We start from the raw sequence: 15443 nt of genomic DNA on the forward strand, positions 1-15443 counted from the left end.
CGGAGAGGGAGTGGGCAACTGGACGGGGGCTGAGGTCAGCCGGCGGAGCCGCGCGTCCCAGGTCCGGTTCCGCAGGGAACGTTCCTGGTGACCGACTCCGGAAGCTCCTGGCCCGGATCGATCGAGATCGTCTTCGTCTGGAGGTACTCCTCCACCGCGTAGGGACCGTGCTCGCGGCCGATCCCCGACTTCTTGAAGCGGTCCACCAGCGCGCGCTTCAGAGCGCGGTTTCCGCGCGGCTGTGCTGGTCCATGACCTGATGGCTCGGGGCGGTCCACGCGTAGCCGGCGAAGCGTGCCGAGCCGCCGACGTCCGCGGCGATCTCCACGATCGCGACGGACAGGCCGCTTCGGACGGCGCGGGCGCCGGCGGTCAGCCCCGCCATCCCCGCCATCCCCGCCATCCCCGCCCCGATGATCAGCAGATCCACGCCTTCTGTGTGCACGCCACTCTCCTCGGGCCAAGGGAAATCCCGCTACGGAATCCGCGCTGTCTCAGCCCTGTGGGACAGGTACGGCGGCATCGTCCTGACCGTCGAAGTAGGCCTGTTCGGCGCGGGCGAGGAAGGTCGGGTCGGCGGGTACGCCACGGACCGCGATGGCGCCTTCGTGGAGCACGACCACCTCGTGGCAGGCCGAGGCGGCGCGGCCGAGGGACTGCTCCAGCAGGACGATCGTCATGCCCTCGCGGGCGAGGCGGCCGATACGGGCGTACACCTCGTCGACCATCGCGGGGGACAGTCCGAGCGCCGGTTCGTCGACGATCAGCAGGTCCGGCCGTGCCATCAGGGCCCGGGCGATCGCCAGGACCTGCTGCTCGCCTCCGGAGAGCCCGGCGGCAGGCATCCCCATGCGCTCGCGCAGTCGAGGTGGCAGCCACTGCGTGGTCTCCGCGAGCCGTGCTCGCAGTTCGGCCCCCCGGATGCCGGCGGCGTAGGCGGCGACCTCCAGGTTCTCGCGCAGGGACAGCGTCTTGAACAGGGCGCGGCCCTCGGGTACCAGCGCGGTGCGCAGGTCGTCCGCGGCCTTGCGGCGGCCCCGGGTGGGCGGGAGGGTCCCGTGCAGGATCCGGCCCAGGGTGCTCTTGCCCGCGCCGTTGGCGCCGACGACTCCGAGCACGCTGCCCCGGGCAACGGTGAGGCCGACCTCGCGCAGCGCGGTGACCCCGCCGTAGGCGTGGTCCACTGCGTCGAGGTGCACGGCGGGGCTCTCGGTGCCGTGCCGGGCGGGGAGTTCGTCGCGTGTGCCTCCCTGGCCGAGGTAGGAGGAGCGCACTCGGGGGTCGTCCAGGATCTCGCCGGGGCCGCCCTCGCCGATCGGCCGGCCGAAGTCGAAGGCGACCACCCGATGGGCTACGGCGAACAGGTCGTCGAGGACGTGGTCGATGATCACGACGGCTGTGCCGTGTTCCTGTTGCCGCACGATCTGCCGCGTCAGCAGTGCGCGCTCGGTGGCGTCGAGGCCGCCGAACGGCTCGTCCAGGATGAGCAGTCCGGGTTCCTCGGCGAGCGCCCGGGCCAGATCGAGGCGCTTGTGCAGGCCGAACGGCAGGTCGGCCGGGTAGCGGTCCGCGACGTGCGCCAGACCGAAGCGGTCCAGGAGTTCGGCGGCCCGGTCCCGGTCGTGCGCGGTGATACGGCGACGGGTGCAGAGCACGTTCTCCAGGACGGTCAGCTCGGGGAACGTCTCGGCGTGCTGGAAGGTACGCCCGATGCCGAGCCGACGGCGAGCGGTGGCGCGGCTCTTCAGCAGGGACTTGCCCTCGTAATGGGCGCTGCCCGCCACCCGTCCGCCGCCGACGAGCCCGGACAGGACGTTCAACAGGGTCGTCTTGCCCGCGCCGTTGGGCCCGATGATGGCGAGGGTCTCACCGGCCCGCACGGACAAGGAGGCGCCCTCGAGCGCCTTGAGCCCGCCGAAGGTGACCGCGATCTCCTCAAGTCGCAGCAGTTCGTCCGCGGTTGCTGCCGGTGCCGGCACGCGCTGCGGGGACTCCTCGGGCGGCTCCACCGGTGTCGCGGGGCGCGCGGACGGACGCCGCAGCAGCCGACGCGCCGTGCGTCCGAGGAAGAGCACCACTCCGCCCGGCAGGAACAGCAACGCGGCGATGAGGACGACCCCCTGAAGGATCGGCTGCGCCACTCCGGCGCTTTCGGCCACGGTCGGGGCCCAGGTCAGGTAGGCGCCGCCGACGACCGCGCCCAGCAGCGTGCCCGCGCCGCCGAGCACGCACGCGGAGATGAGGGCGATCGCCAGGGCCAGGGAGAAGGGGTCGGGGCTGACGAATCCGACGACCAGGGCGAGCAGCACACCCGCCAGCGCTGCGAACACGGCGCTGACCGCGAAGGCCAACGCCGACTGGGCCTCGGGGGCGATCCCGATCGAACGGGCGGCCATCGGATGGGACTTGGCGGCGACCAGCCGCATCCGCAGGGCACTGGGACGGGCCACCGCGGCCACGGCGAGCGCGATCCCGGCGGCACCTACCGCGAGGTACTGCGCCTGAGTGCCGGCACTGGCCAGCGTGCCCAGACCCAGGGCACTGTGCAGTTCCTCCATCGGAATGCCCTGGTCGCCACCGGTCACTCCGGTCCACTGGCCCATGACCTCCAGCGACACCATGGTGAACGCGAGCGTGAGCAGCGCGACGTACAGCATCGAGAAGCGGGCCCCCGCGGCCCCCAGGAACGCCCCGAAGGCCGCGGCGCACCCGGTCGCGCCGAGCAGCACGAGCTCCAGCGACCAGCCGTGCGTGCTGCCGTACGCCGCGAAGTAGGCGCCCAGGGCGAAGAACGCGGGGTGGGCGATCGACCAGATGCCGGCCCACCCGGCGAGCAGATTCACGGAGAGGACGAGGATCGTGTAGATGGCCGCGAGACCCACGGAATAGGCCTGGTAAGGCGGGATGGCGCCGGTATTCAGCACGACGAGGAGCACGGCCGCGGCGAGCGGCCCGAGCGCCGCCTTGGTGACGGTGGAGCGACTGACGAGCGAGAGGGTGGAACGGCTGACGAGGGAGTTGCTGGAACGACTGACGACGGACATTGGACCGCTCCCTCAGACCCGCTGGAAGGTGCGCACGCCGAACAGCCCCTGCGGGCGGATCAGCAGCACGAGGATGGTGAACGAGAAGACGAACGTGTCGCGGTAGCCGGCCGAGACATAACCTGCGGCCAGGTTGTCCAGGACGCCGACCGTCAGTCCGCCGATGACGGCCCCGTACATGCTGGTCAGACCGCCGAGGAAGATCCCGGCGAAGGCGCGGAACAGCGGCGCGCTGAGTACGGTCGGCACCAGTCCGGCCCGGGGCGCGTACAGGAAGGCGGCGAGCGCCGCGAGGCCGAGCCCGAGCGCCCAGGCGATCCGGGCGATGCGCTGGGAACCGAGGCCGAGGATCCGTGCGGTGTCGGCGGACTCCGCGACGGCGCGCATCGCGGTGCCGATGCTGGTGCGTCCGAAGAGATACGCCACCAGAGCCATCGCGACGGCGGCCACCGCGATGGTCAGCAGGCTCTGTGCCGGTATCGCGGCGCTCCCGAGGGAGACGGAGCCCTCCACCAGGCTCGGGAAGAGCCGTGGCTGGTCGTCCCAGACCGTGCTGATGACGCTCTCCGCGATGAGCGAGACGCCCATGGTCATGACGAGCGCCGAGAGGAGTTCCCCCTGTGCGAGCGGCCTGATCACCGCTTCCCGGGCCACCAGGCCGACCGCGGCGGTCGTGACGATCGCGGCCATGGCGGCCAACAGCAGGGGCAGACCGCGCTCGTTCAGCGCCAGCGCCGCGTACAGCCCGACGGTCGCCAGGCTGGCGAGGGCGAAGTTGACCACGTCGGTCGCCCGGTAAATGATCACCAGCCCGAGGCCCATCAGGCCGTACACCGCACCACTGGCGAGACCGCTCACCAGGATGAGCAGGAACTGATCCACGTCGACCGTCTCCTCGCATCCAAGACCCGCGCGCCCGGCACACTCAGCAGCACTCGCGCGCATTGCAAACTGAACTCAATTCATGCACCGTAAGCAACGGGCCGGGGAGGGGCAATACCCGTGCACGAGTTGGTTCGAGCGCTTTCGACCATGGAGAGTCGGGACCGGCGCCCCCGGCCCTGACCGGTCCGGACCGGCCCGGTCAGGCCGTGAAGCGGCCACCGTTGGCCAGCAGCACCGCGCCGACCAGGTTCACCGAGGCCTCGCTCGCGAGGAACAGGGCGATGTCGGCGATCTCCTCGGGCGTCGCATAAGGGCGCACCCGGGGGTCGGCGAAACCGCTGCGCAGGACCTCGGGCGTGCGCGCCGCCATCCCGGTCTCCGTCGGGCCGGGCGCGACCACGTTCACCCGGATCCCGGACGCGATGACCTCCTTGGCCACCGCCTGACTCAACGCGTGCACCCCCGCCTTGGAAGCCGCGTAATGGGGATAACCGACCGGGGTGTCGAAGGCCGAGGAGGAGCCGATGACGACGATCGCACCCGCCCCCACCGGCCGCATCGCCCGCACCGCGGCCCGCAGCACATGGAAGGTGCCGTCCAGGTTGACGCGCGTGACGCGCCGCCAGGCCGCGTCGTCGAGCCGGTCGGTCACCTCGATGGGCCGCCCCTCGACCAGGGCGTCGGCGATGAGTTGCTTGGCCTGCGGGTCGTCGACGCCCGCTGCGTGCACGACGACGTCCAGCCGCCCGTGTTCGCGCAGTACGTCCTCGACGACCGCGTCGACCGCGGCGGCGTCCGCCACGTCGAGCGGCACCGCACGGCCGGCCGTCAGCTCCTTGGCGACGGTCTCGACTCCGTCTCCGTTCACGTCCGCGACGACCACGGCCCGCGCCCCCTCCGCGGCCACCTGCCTGGCGATGGCCGCCCCCATTCCGGAGGCGGCCCCCGTCACCAGTACGACCCTGCCCTCGAACCGGACCCCTTGCTCATTCCCGTCCATCCCGCGCTCTCCCTCTCGGCCGCGTTGCGGCGTCGGCCAGTCATTCCTGAACTGACTTCACCTCTGTTATCGTCTCCGGCGGCCGACTGACAAGACCCGGGACGGTGTGCATGCAAGCGGTGCGACTGACTGAATGGGGCCGGGAACCGGCGCTCGCCGAGCTGGAGCGCCCGGTCCCGCGCGGGACCGAGGTGCTGGTGCGGGTCGAAGCCGCAGGGCTGTGCCAGTCCGACGTCCATGTCATCGACGCGGCTGAAGGGGCACTCCCCTACCGGCCACCGTTCACCCTCGGCCACGAGGTCGCCGGCCACGTGGCGGCGCTCGGCCCCGACGCCGAAGGAACTGCGGCGGGTGAACGCGTGGTGGTCTACGGCCCGTGGGGCTGCGGGAACTGCACCCGTTGTGCCGCCGGTCGGGACAACTACTGCGACCGCCGGGGCGACCTCGGCTGGCACGGGGTCGGGCTCGGCCGGGACGGCGGGATGGCCGACCACCTCCTCGTCCCCTCCGCCCGCCACCTGGTGCCGATCGGTGACCTGCCCGCCACGCAGGCGGCACCGCTCTCCGATGCGGGCCTGACGTCGTATCACGCCCTGGCCGGAGTGCGGCACGCGCTCGGCGAGGGCACCGTCGCCCTGGTCATCGGTGTCGGCGGGCTGGGGCACCTGGCCGTGCAGATGGTGCGTGCGACCACGCCGAGCCGGGTGCTGGCGGTCGACATCCGCGAGGAGGCGGTGGACCTCGCCCTGCGGTCCGGCGCGCATCTCGGCGTCCCGATGGGGGCGGACACGGCCAAGGTGCTCCGGGCGGAGACCGGCGGCGTGGGGGTCGACGCCGTCCTCGACTTCGTCGGCAACGAGGCGACGTTCGCCCTCGCCGTCAGCCTGCTGCGCCCCGGCGGGGAACTGGCGGTGGTCGGCAGCGGCGGCGGCCGGCTGACGGTACGCAAGCCGGGCTTCCTTCCCGCGGGCTTCCGGCTCTCCCTGCCGTTCTGGGGCACCCGCCCCGAACTCGCCGAGGTCATCGCCCTGGCACGCGCGGGCTCACTCCACGTCGAGACCGAGCAGTTCCCCCTGTCCGCGGCACCCGAGGCATTCGGCCGGCTGCGCCAGGGGCGGGTACGAGGCCGAGCGGTTCTGCTGCCCGACTCACGCGTGCCTCCTGCCCTCCGCGCTGATGGACGCTGATCAACGCTGACGACGCTGACGACGCTGACGACCGGCAAAGTCCGGCCCCTCCCTCAGCGTGGACACCCACCATGCCGAGCTGGTGTCTGGCGACGGCACCGCAGGTCTGCGGCGACTCAGGGTCGCCCTGCGGTGCGGACCTGGCCGAGGCGGTAGGCCCCGCGGCAAGGGTGGCGGCCCAGGAGCGGCGCCCCTCGCCCCAGTGCTGGACCAGATCCAACTGGGCGCGCTGCTGCCCGTCCTCCACCATCCCCGCGACCACCCGAACTTCCGGCCAAGGGCGTGGCGAAGACAGTCAGTCAGTGCACTGGTCGTAGCAATTCCTGGAAACTGTGGCCCGGATTGGGCACTCATGCACCGTTTACGGCTTGGAGGAACCTATGAACCTGAGAATCCACTGAGCATTCGGCGCGCACATTCGTATCTGAGGATGCGCTGCACCCATGCCGGAAGTCCTGCCGACTCCGGAGATGTCCTTGAGAGGCCTGATGAGACGCAACACGCGAAAAAGATCGAAGACTGCCCGCCGGGCGGTAGGCGCGGCGGCCGCACTGGCCATAGGGGCCGGTGGCCTGGTGGCGGTCAACATCTACGCCTCGGCCGACGAGACCAGCGCATCGAAGGGCTCTGCCCAGAACCAGGTGCTCGCGGCCGGCACTTCCACCATCGACTGCCCCGACGTCGGCCAGCAGTTGACATCAGTGCCCGCCCAGGCGAAGGCCCAGGTCGACAAGGAACTGGCACTCCTGGACAAGCAGATATCCGAGGCATACCAGCGCCTCTCCACCTCCCAGAAGGCGATTCAGCAGGACCCCAACTTCGCCCAGAACGCGATCGTGGGTCCGCTGAAGGACAAGCGGAAGGCGACGATCGACCGGATCGCCACCGCCATCGGCCGTGTGGCAGCCAAGCCGCAGGGCCTTGACGCTTTGGCGGCCTGCACACTGCGCGCCACCGGCAACCAGCCCACCCCCGGTCAGGGCGGCAACAACAACCAGGGGGGCAACAACACCAATGCCGGAGCGACCGGCAACGGCCCCGTCTCCGCCGACTTCGTGGACATCACCAAGGTGAAGTCCAATGTGCGCACGCCCGCCAAGTCGGCGAAGGCTTCCAAGGGTGTCTTCGTCAGCAAGTGCGGGGTGAACGCCAACAAGCTGTACAACAGCGACAACGTCATCGTCGCGCCCGGTGTCACCAACGGCGCACACCACGTGCACGATTACGTCGGCAACCAGGACAACGACGCCTTCTCGAGCGACCAGGACTTCGCCAAGGCCGGGACCAGCTGCCAGAACAAGGGCGACAAGTCGTCCTACTACTGGCCGGTGCTGCGCCTGCAGGACGGCACCAAGGAGTTCGACGCCGACAAGCAGGGCGGCGGCGCCGAGGGCAACACGGGCCGGATTCTGACGGCCAAGAAGGCCACCTTGGACTTCGTGGGCAGCCCCCGCGGCAAGGTGGTGGCGATGCCCAAGCTCCTGCGCATCATCACCGGTGACGCCAAGGCGTTCGTCAACGGCACGGCCAACGCCAACGCCTCCTGGAGCTGCACCGGCTTCGAGAACAAGGTGCAGTTGAAGGACAAGTACCCCCTCTGCCCGTCAGGCAGCGACGTGGTGCGCACCTTCAAGTTCCAGAGCTGCTGGGACGGCAGGAACATCGACAGCGCCAACCACCGTACGCACGTGGCCTTCGCTGACGCGGGTGGGAACTGCCCGGCCGGCTTCAAGGCCATTCCGCAGTTGGTGCAGCGTCTCGTGTACGACGTGGACGCGCCCAGCGTCAAGGACAACGGCAAGACCCGTCCGTTCTTCTCGTTGGACAGCTTCCCCGAACAGCAGCACAAGCCGGTCACCGACCATGGTGACTTCATCAACGTCTTCGACGCGAAGCTGATGAACAAGGCGGTCCAGTGCATCAACACCGGACGTAAGTGCAGCTGAGTCCGAGTATCGAGCGGTGGGCGTCGTGCTGACGACGCCCACCGCTCCGCCGTGAACGGAATCGCTGGTCCCCCGTCATCCGGCGTGTCTCCCGGACGTCGCGCTCCGGTCAGGAGTGGCTGACCTCGATGTCAAAGATGCGGACCTCGCCGTAGTTGTCGTCGCCGCACGGCTCGGAGTTGGTGCAGTTGGCCTGCGTGTAGGCGCCTGTCTTGAAGTAGTTGGTGTCGCCGTCGTGGGAGATCGTGGTCTGTAGCCGACCGTTGTAGTACGCCTTGATCTTCCCGTCCTCGGCCACGAACCTGGCCTCGAACTCGGTGCCCAGCTCGTAGTCGTCGGTGACGAGATAGTGGTGGCGGTCGTCGCCGTCGGTGACGTAGAGGCTGCTGCCTTCGAGGCGGAAGACCGTGACGTCGTCGTCCCCGCCGTGGACCTGCGCGCCGACCAGCCACGGCCGCTCCTCGGGCAACGCCGTGAACGCCTCCCTGACCACGAGGGTGTGGGTGCCGTCCGTGGTGGACCATTCGGCCTCGTCCTCGCCGCCGTCGGTCATCTCCCGCAGTTCGGCCCGCGGGTAGCTGGAACCTCCCGTCGTCACGCCGTTCACGGCGGCCCGGAATCCGACCGCGTCGCAGCCGGCTTCGGCCCGGAACCACGGATCGGCGGAGAAGGTCGCCAGCTCGGGCTGGGTGATCTCGGTGGGGTCCTCGTCCTCGCCGATGGGCAGGGTCAGTTTCCAGTTCGTCAGGTCGAGGACCTCGGAGGGGTACGTGCATGCGGCGGCCGCCGGCTTGTGCGCGGCGGAGGTGTCCGCGTGCGCGGGCAACGTGAGTGCGGCGGCCGAGACAGCCGCGGTGATGCCGGCCAGTACGACGGTCCGAGTGCTTGGCATGGAGGGTCCTCCCGGTCGGGGTGTTCGGTGGGTGCCGATGCGTACCGTAGGCGTCCTTGCCGGGAGGGGTCCCGGAACCCTGCCTGCTACGCATGAGTGCGACTGTTGACTTCCTCCCCCTCGTGAACGAGGAGGGGTTCCTACGGCTCGCGCCGTGGGGATTTCTGCTTCACCGCCGACTGCCCGCCCGGAGAACTCCGTTAAGGTCTTACACCAGCTCCACAGACAGATACCGCCAGCCCGGCGGCCAGAAGGTTCTTCGCCGCGTTCACATCCCGGTCATGCGCTGCACCGCACGCGCACGTCCACGTACGGACGCTGAGCGGCATCTTCTCCTGCACGGTGCCGCACACGGAGCACAGCCGGGAGGAGGGGAAGAAGCGGTCCACCGCAATCACTCGACGCCCGTACCAGGTGGCCTTGTACTCCAGCATCGAGCGGAACTCGCCCCAGCCCGCGTCCGAGATGGCCCGGGCGAGTGTGCGGTTCTTGACCATGTTGCGCACGGTCAGATCCTCGATCACGAGCGTTTGATTTTCACGCACGAGCCGAGTGGTCAGCTTGTGGAGCATGTCCCGGCGCCGGTCGGCGATCCGGGCCTGGATTCTGGCGACCTTGCGCCGGGCTTTACGGCGGTTGGCTCCGTCGCCCGGGGCCTTGCGGGACAGTTTGCGCTGGGCCTTGGCAAGGCGGGTGCGGTCACGGCGTTCGTGCCGGGGGTTGGCGATCTTCTCCCCGGTGGAGAGGGTCAGGAGATGGTCCAGGCCGACATCGATGCCGACCGCGCCGTCGGTGGCGGGAAGCGGCTTGACATTAGGATCCTCGCACAACATCGAGACGAACCAGCGCCCGGCCGCATCCTGCGACACGGTCACCGTGGACGGCTTCGCCCCGTCGGGCAGCGGCCGGGACCACACGATGTCCAACGGCTCCGCCATCTTCGCCAGCGTCAGCCGGCCGTCCCGGAAACGGAACCCGCTCGCGGTGTACTCCGCCGACTTCCGCGACCTCTTCCGCGACTTGAAACGCGGGTACCTCGCCCGCCTGGCAAAAAAGTGGGTGAACGCGGTCTGTAGGTGCCGCAGCGTCTGCTGAAGCGGCACCGACGACACATCGTTCAGGAAGGCCAGCTCCTCGGTCTTCTTCCACGCCGTCAGCATCGCCGAAGTCTGGCTGTAGTTGACACGCTCCTTGCGCGCCCACGCCTCGGTGCGGGCGGCGAGCGCCAGGTTGTAGACCTTCCGCACACACCCGAACGTGCGCAACAGCTCTACTGCCTGCACATCACTCGGATAGAAGCGGTACCTGAACGCCCGCTTCGTACGGTTCGCGGCCACGCCCACAAACTAACCAGACCGCAGGTCAACACCAAACCTGCCGGTCAGGGCACTGCGATCCGCCCGGCGGCACATCCCAGCTCCTTGCGCCCTGCTCCGCAGGGATTTCGTTTCCCCCCGGCTAAAACCGCGGGAGGAAACGAAAGGAATCCGATGAAGGCTCTGGGTAGACACTGCGTACGGTCCGCCGTACGCAGTACGGTTCGACCCATGCGCGCGGCCCTTGAACCATGGCCGTCTGCGTTCCGGACTCGACCGAGGGGGAAGATCCGTGCGTTCCGGGGAGGAGTTCGCCGACCGCTATGTCCTCAAGGAGGTCATCGGCGCGGGGCGCGGCGGCGATGTGTGGCTGGCCCACGACACGGTGGTGGGCCAGGACGTCGCGCTGAAACCGGAACGGACGGACGGCGGGGGCGAGACCGCGGTGCGGCGGCTGCTGGGCGAGCCGCGCGCCATGGCCAAGTTCCGGGGTCATCCCCACGTCGTGACCTTGTTCGACGTCGTGACCGTGCCGTTGGCCGAGGGCGGGGACGGAACAGACACGTACTGGTTCGTCATGGAGTACGTGCCCGGCGGCGGTCTGGACCGGCAGCCGACGGTCTCTCCCGCGCGGGCGGCCCGTATCGGTGCCCAGCTCGCCGACGCGCTGGCCGCTCTGCACGAGGAAGGCATCGTCCACTGCGACGTCAAGCCCGCCAACATCGGCCTCACCCGGCGCGGTGACGCGAAGTTACTGGACTTCGGTGCCGCCTACCGTGCCGGCGGCAGCGAGACCATCACGGTCAACGGCCCGTACAGCTACACCCCGGACTACGCCGCCCCGGAACTGGCCCGGGGCAACATCCCCCAGCCCGCCTCGGACGTGTTCTGCCTGGCCACCACCCTGCACGCCCTGGTCACCGGAGTGCCGCCGCGTGGCGGCGAGCCTGTGGAGAACGACGGCCACCCGGAGGATCCGGACTCCTGGGAGAGCGCCGAGCGGCTGAGGCACTGGCAGGCCGAGCAGGGTGCCGTCGAGATGGACGCCGACGCCGTGGGACCGCTGCACCCCGTGCTCGCCGCCATGCTCCGACGCGACCCCCGGCAACGCCCCGATGCCACCGAGGTCAAGCGGCTGCTGGAGGACATCGCCGGAGCCGGTCCGAAAACCCCTGGGGACACATCCACCCCCGGCACCGTCACCGTGCGCCGACGCCGGCGCCGGCCACTGGTCGCGGCCGCGCTCGGCATCGGCGCCGTACTGGCTCTGGGGCTCGTCCTCATCCCCGGCCATGGCGACAGCGACGACGGGAAGGCCACCCCCACACCCGGCCAGAGCCGACAGGAGAAGACGCAGGCCCTGATAGGCGATCCGCACACGGCCGAGGTGTGCGCCCTGGCCGACCCCGCCGCTCTCGACACGTTCGGCGACGGCGATGTCCGCAAGGACGTGGACTACGGGAACTTCGACCGCTGCGACGTGCTCGTGGGCATCGACGACAAGACCCGCATCGATGTGTCGATCCGGGTCCTCAAGGGCTCGCCGCCCGAGGGGTCCAAGCCCTCCCGCACCGTCGGGCGGATCGGCATCCGCGAGGACGAGGCGGAGAGCGACGAGTGCAAACTGCTGCTGACCGCGGGCGGCGACACCGAAGACACCCTGGTGGAGGTCCGCGCCAACATGGGCAAGGGCTCGGTGGTCGGCGGCAACGCGACGCTGTGCACGGTCGCCAACGAGGCCGCCACGAGCGCGGCCGAGGTCCTCGACCGGGGTCCGGTCCCCCGCCGTTCACCGGCCTACCCACGCAGGTCGCTCGCCTGGGCTAACGCCTGCAAGCTCCTCGACGCCAAGGCGCTGTCCGTCGTTCCCGGCCTCAAGGTAGACGTGCCGGACGTCGGCATCGCGAACTGGAGCTGCGAGTGGTCGAGCGACGTCGACGAACTGGACGCGGAGGTGAGCTTCTTCCGCGACCAGCCCAAGTCGGCTCAGGACGGCACGGCCCTCACGCTCAGCGGATACCGCACCGTCGTCGAACCGAACGACGACGGTGACACCTGCACGGCCTTCGTCGAGGACCACAGGTACAGCGGTCAGGGCGCCGAGACCGCCGCCGAGATGGTGCGCCTCGAAGTCGGCGGTGGGCGGCCCGCGGTGGAGCTCTGCGCGATGGCCAGGAGTCTGGCGGCCTCCGCCGCGGCCGAACTCCGCGCGCGATGACACAGGGGGCGTTCGCGCCTCCTCACGGCGCGGAGTCCGGCCAGGCGGTGTCGTCCTCCATCCGGTCCAGATCCGGTGGTACGAGCGTCGTCGACTCCACCAGTCCCTTGATCAGGTTGTGCAGCAGGCGGTTGTCGCCGGGGCGGCCCTCGGACTTGTCGTGCAACAGCGGGTACCTGAAGCCGTCGCGGTCCAGACGGCGGCGTACGGCCTCGATCCGGTGCTCGATCCTGCGCTCGGTCCAGCGCGCGTCCGGGCGGAGGTAGGCGAGCTGCTTGGCAGCGACGGCGTACGTCAGGGGGCGCGGGTCCTCCTCGTACAGCAGATACCGCTGGCCCAGGACGACCAGCAGCAGCCGTTCGTCGTCGTCGAGGGGCCAGATCTTCGGCGACACGGTCTTGGCGGTGCGTCGCGACACCGGCCCCTGGTCGTCGTGGCCCGAGACGTACAGCTCGACCAGGTGCTCGCGGTAGCCGGAGCCCTTCACGAACAGCGGGGTGTAACCGGTGTCGAGGGGAATCGCCTCCGTGCTGAGGTGCATCATCCCGCCGCGCGGCAGCCGGACGAGCTGCTGCCCGGTGTTGCGCAGCCACCACAGCCCCTGGCGGTACGACAGCTCGCCGTGCTGTCGGCTCACCCCCAGGTCGTCCACGCCGACTCCCAGGTCCACGTCCGGCTCCTCACCGCGCCCGAAGCGGAGGGTCAGACCCGGCCTGGGCGGGGCACTGAGCTCACCGGTGACCGTGCGGGCGTGCAGGGTCCCGGGGATGGTGGGCGTGACACCGCGCGCGAGGCTGGCGGAGTAGGGCATCGCTGGTTCCTCGGTTTCTGGGATCGTCGGTGTGTGGGCTTCTCGGCACGCGCACGGCGCTCTGACCAGTGTCCGCACCCGCTGCGGGACCCCTCCCCAATCCTGGCCCGTCTTAGAAGTCATCTCAATTGGCGGATCTGGTCACCGGTGCAAGTGGTCCAAGCCTCCTTCGGGCACTGGGTAGGAATGCTCTGCGGGTAGGAGACGTCGTGCTGCAGTCAGGTCCCCGTCCCGTACGTGGTCGTGAGTCGTGTGCGCAAGTGTGGTGATGTCGGTGATGGAGACCGTCCACTCGTCCGCGTAGCGGTGTGCGGCTTCTCCTGTGAGACCGAGCTGTAGCGAGCGGTGAGGAAGCGGTTGTAGGTGCAGGTCACGTTCCGGGTCCCACTGGACCCGAGCTGGAGAGCGCTTCAACTGGCGTTTCCAGGTTGCGCGGTCAGGATGCAGGCCGTGCTCATAGTGGGCCAGGCAGGCATGTTCCAGTGCCCATTCGAAGCCTTCGCGGATGATCTCGATCGCGAGGACAGTTTCCTGGCCGTCCTTGGAGCCCCATCCGCAGCGGTACATCATCCAGAGGAAGGAGGGCTTGATCCACGTCAAGCCGCGCTCACAACCCTTTTTGCACAGAGATTCCGTTCGGCTCGGTGGTTCCACTTCCGCAGATACCCGTCCTGGTGACGAGGATTGAACTCCACGCGCGGTCGGCCGGGGCAGGCCGGGTGTGTTCCGGCCTGCCCCGTGATCCACGACCGGTTGTGGTTCTGAGCGGAGTTCAGTTCCTCGCCTCATCGGCAAGAAAGGCGCTCAGGCTGTCGAGGAGCATGGTGCTGCCTTGCTCGGCCATGTCGCGTTCCTCGGCGGTGTCGCAGGTCTGGTGGAGCACGATCTGCGTGTGGTGGTCGTCCTGCTCATCGAGTTCCATGGTCATGGCTGCGGGCACGGGCTTGCCGGGTACGTCCATGCCGACCACCAGGAGGCGGTTCTCGGCGACTTCAAGATAGGAGCCGGTCAGCGGGAACCGTCCGCCGTCGGGCGTGACCATCGTGGCCTTCCACGCTCCGCCCGGCCGTACGTCCATCTCGACGGAGCCAGGGGCGGCGTAAGCCCACTGTGCATACTGCTCGGGAGTGGTCCACGCCCGCCACACCTTCACCGCGGGGGCGTCAAGCGTTCGGGTCAGCTTGTAGGAGAAACCGTTGGCCGGCGTGGTCTGCTCGGTACTCATGCTTCGTCTCCTCGTTTTCATGCCTGGTCGGCACTGTCGCCCCTGTAGACACGCGCGGGCGCGAAGACTCATCGGTTTGCTGGGGCTTCTTTTGACCAGGGCGAGGATGCGGGTAGGGAGAGATTCGAATGACCGTCGCGCAAGCGCTTGTGCCCAAGTGCCTGGCCGGCCAAGTCGCAGGCCCGAAGGTTGGCTCGATCAGCGCTCAGTCCGCGCTGTCCGAGCATCGGGCGGCCTCGTCCCGAGCGCGGACGGATCGCCGTACTCGCCTGTCTGCGGCTGCGGTTACAAGAGTCTGTCAACGCGGCTTGATGACCCACGTCAAGCCTCGCTGACAAACCTCACTGGGCCGCGGGCAGCCAACCGCTTACGCAGCGGAAGGCACCATCCGACCGTCATGGAAGATGTGCGCATGGTTGATCACTCTTCCGCGGTACCTCTCATGTCACTCCTGAACGACATGCAGGCGTCTGCGCTCGCCGGTGACGCGGCGACCAGGGAGAACTACACCTTCGGCAGCGCCACCGCCGTCATCGGCAACGCCGGGACGGTGATCATCGTGGAAGCGGGGGACGCACGCGACCGGAGCAGCGTGTGGAACGCCGAGGAGGTCCGTCTCCTCGGGCCGGCACCGACGCCGGTCAGGCAAAGACTTGTGGATCAGCCTTGGGAACCCGGCACGGCCGACGTGAGGCTGCCTGTCCATCTGACGGCCCGGGTACCGGAAGGCCTCGTGTATCTCGGCACCGGCAGCGTGGCTCGGGCCGGAACGGAACTACGTCCGGGTCACGCCGAACACGTTCTCACCGATTGCGTCTTTCGGCTCGACACCTCGTTGAGCAGGCCCGACCTGGACCGTGCCACGACCGACAGCCTACCGACCTTGCCAAATGAGATGGCCTCTTAAAGAGGTTGAGGG

The 15443-nt window shown here is 69.2% G+C and carries 14 protein-coding genes; 4 read left to right on the top strand and 10 right to left on the bottom strand.

The genetic code is table 11. The annotated features are described in order from the left end of the window. Nucleotides 1–35: 35 nt before the first annotated feature. From QFZ76_RS03365 to QFZ76_RS03385, 5 genes are all read right to left on the bottom strand, one after another. Nucleotides 36–206: a hypothetical protein gene (locus QFZ76_RS03365; RefSeq protein WP_307672268.1), complete on the bottom strand. Its 171-nt coding sequence runs from the start codon at nt 204–206 to the stop codon at nt 36–38. Between the two features lie 11 nt (nt 207–217). Next, nucleotides 218–445, bottom strand: coding sequence for a hypothetical protein (locus tag QFZ76_RS03370; protein ID WP_307672269.1), 228 nt, complete (start codon nt 443–445; stop codon nt 218–220). A gap of 49 nt (nt 446–494) precedes the next feature. Then, entirely contained in the window at nt 495–3044 is a 2550-nt protein-coding gene (locus QFZ76_RS03375; RefSeq protein WP_307672270.1) for an ATP-binding cassette domain-containing protein, read from the bottom strand. Nucleotides 3045–3056: 12 nt separating this feature from the next. Continuing rightward, on the bottom strand, nt 3057–3926 hold the full coding sequence (locus tag QFZ76_RS03380) for a branched-chain amino acid ABC transporter permease (protein WP_307672271.1): 870 nt from the start codon (nt 3924–3926) through the stop codon (nt 3057–3059). 202 nt (nt 3927–4128) lie between these two features. After that, nucleotides 4129–4929, bottom strand: a complete 801-nt coding sequence (locus QFZ76_RS03385) for an SDR family NAD(P)-dependent oxidoreductase (protein WP_307672272.1) — start codon at nt 4927–4929, stop codon at nt 4129–4131. 110 nt (nt 4930–5039) lie between these two features. On the opposite strand from QFZ76_RS03385, the gene QFZ76_RS03390 reads away from it, so the two are divergent. Then, nucleotides 5040–6116 (top strand): NAD(P)-dependent alcohol dehydrogenase, encoded by a 1077-nt coding sequence (locus QFZ76_RS03390; protein WP_307672273.1) that lies wholly within the window; start codon nt 5040–5042, stop codon nt 6114–6116. Between the two features lie 488 nt (nt 6117–6604). Beyond that, a complete protein-coding gene (locus QFZ76_RS03395) occupies nt 6605–8062 on the top strand; it encodes a DUF1996 domain-containing protein (RefSeq protein ID WP_307672274.1) in 1458 nt (485 codons plus the stop codon). Between the two features lie 109 nt (nt 8063–8171). On the opposite strand, the gene QFZ76_RS03400 is transcribed toward QFZ76_RS03395, so the two are convergent. Both QFZ76_RS03400 and QFZ76_RS03405 read right to left on the bottom strand, forming a co-directional pair. Then, nucleotides 8172–8954 carry a polysaccharide lyase family 7 protein gene (locus QFZ76_RS03400; protein WP_307672275.1) on the bottom strand — a complete coding sequence of 261 codons (783 nt, stop codon included), beginning with the start codon at nt 8952–8954 and terminating at the stop codon, nt 8172–8174. 200 nt (nt 8955–9154) lie between these two features. After that, nucleotides 9155–10297: an RNA-guided endonuclease InsQ/TnpB family protein gene (locus QFZ76_RS03405; RefSeq protein WP_373464256.1), complete on the bottom strand. Its 1143-nt coding sequence runs from the start codon at nt 10295–10297 to the stop codon at nt 9155–9157. Nucleotides 10298–10562: 265 nt separating this feature from the next. Between QFZ76_RS03405 and QFZ76_RS03410 the strand changes: the two genes are divergently transcribed. After that, nucleotides 10563–12488 (top strand): serine/threonine-protein kinase, encoded by a 1926-nt coding sequence (locus QFZ76_RS03410; protein WP_307672277.1) that lies wholly within the window; start codon nt 10563–10565, stop codon nt 12486–12488. A gap of 22 nt (nt 12489–12510) precedes the next feature. Here the strand turns inward: QFZ76_RS03410 and QFZ76_RS03415 are convergent, their stop codons facing one another. From QFZ76_RS03415 to QFZ76_RS03425, 3 genes are all read right to left on the bottom strand, one after another. Further along, nucleotides 12511–13299 (bottom strand): FHA domain-containing protein, encoded by a 789-nt coding sequence (locus tag QFZ76_RS03415; RefSeq protein WP_307672278.1) that lies wholly within the window; start codon nt 13297–13299, stop codon nt 12511–12513. Between the two features lie 141 nt (nt 13300–13440). Then, nucleotides 13441–14088, bottom strand: coding sequence for a DUF4291 domain-containing protein (locus tag QFZ76_RS03420; RefSeq protein WP_373464257.1), 648 nt, complete (start codon nt 14086–14088; stop codon nt 13441–13443). After that, nucleotides 14072–14524: an SRPBCC domain-containing protein gene (locus QFZ76_RS03425; protein ID WP_307672280.1), complete on the bottom strand. Its 453-nt coding sequence runs from the start codon at nt 14522–14524 to the stop codon at nt 14072–14074. Before QFZ76_RS03425 ends, QFZ76_RS03420 begins: the two co-directional genes overlap by 17 nt. Before the next feature lie 397 nt (nt 14525–14921). Here QFZ76_RS03425 and QFZ76_RS03430 point away from each other — a divergent pair, with 397 nt between their 5' ends. Continuing rightward, entirely contained in the window at nt 14922–15431 is a 510-nt protein-coding gene (locus QFZ76_RS03430) for a hypothetical protein (protein WP_307672281.1), read from the top strand. Nucleotides 15432–15443: the final 12 nt, after the last annotated feature.

Origin of the sequence: Streptomyces sp. V4I2, from assembly GCF_030817655.1 — a bacterium.
Classification (GTDB): Bacteria; Actinomycetota; Actinomycetes; order Streptomycetales; family Streptomycetaceae; genus Streptomyces; species Streptomyces plumbiresistens.

Excerpts from the sequence above, each read along its gene's own strand:
- QFZ76_RS03375 (WP_307672270.1), bottom strand. The coding sequence starts at position 3,044 with ATGTCCGTCGTCAGTCGTTCCAGCAACTCCCTCGTCAGCCGTTCCACC.
- QFZ76_RS03425 (WP_307672280.1), bottom strand. The coding sequence starts at position 14,524 with ATGAGTACCGAGCAGACCACGCCGGCCAACGGTTTCTCCTACAAGCTG.
- QFZ76_RS03420 (WP_373464257.1), bottom strand. The coding sequence starts at position 14,088 with ATGAGGCGAGGAACTGAACTCCGCTCAGAACCACAACCGGTCGTGGAT.
- QFZ76_RS03400 (WP_307672275.1), bottom strand. The coding sequence starts at position 8,954 with ATGCCAAGCACTCGGACCGTCGTACTGGCCGGCATCACCGCGGCTGTC.
- QFZ76_RS03395 (WP_307672274.1), top strand. The coding sequence starts at position 6,605 with ATGAGACGCAACACGCGAAAAAGATCGAAGACTGCCCGCCGGGCGGTA.
- QFZ76_RS03430 (WP_307672281.1), top strand. The coding sequence starts at position 14,922 with ATGGAAGATGTGCGCATGGTTGATCACTCTTCCGCGGTACCTCTCATG.
- QFZ76_RS03385 (WP_307672272.1), bottom strand. The coding sequence starts at position 4,929 with ATGGACGGGAATGAGCAAGGGGTCCGGTTCGAGGGCAGGGTCGTACTG.
- QFZ76_RS03415 (WP_307672278.1), bottom strand. The coding sequence starts at position 13,299 with ATGCCCTACTCCGCCAGCCTCGCGCGCGGTGTCACGCCCACCATCCCC.
- QFZ76_RS03390 (WP_307672273.1), top strand. The coding sequence starts at position 5,040 with ATGCAAGCGGTGCGACTGACTGAATGGGGCCGGGAACCGGCGCTCGCC.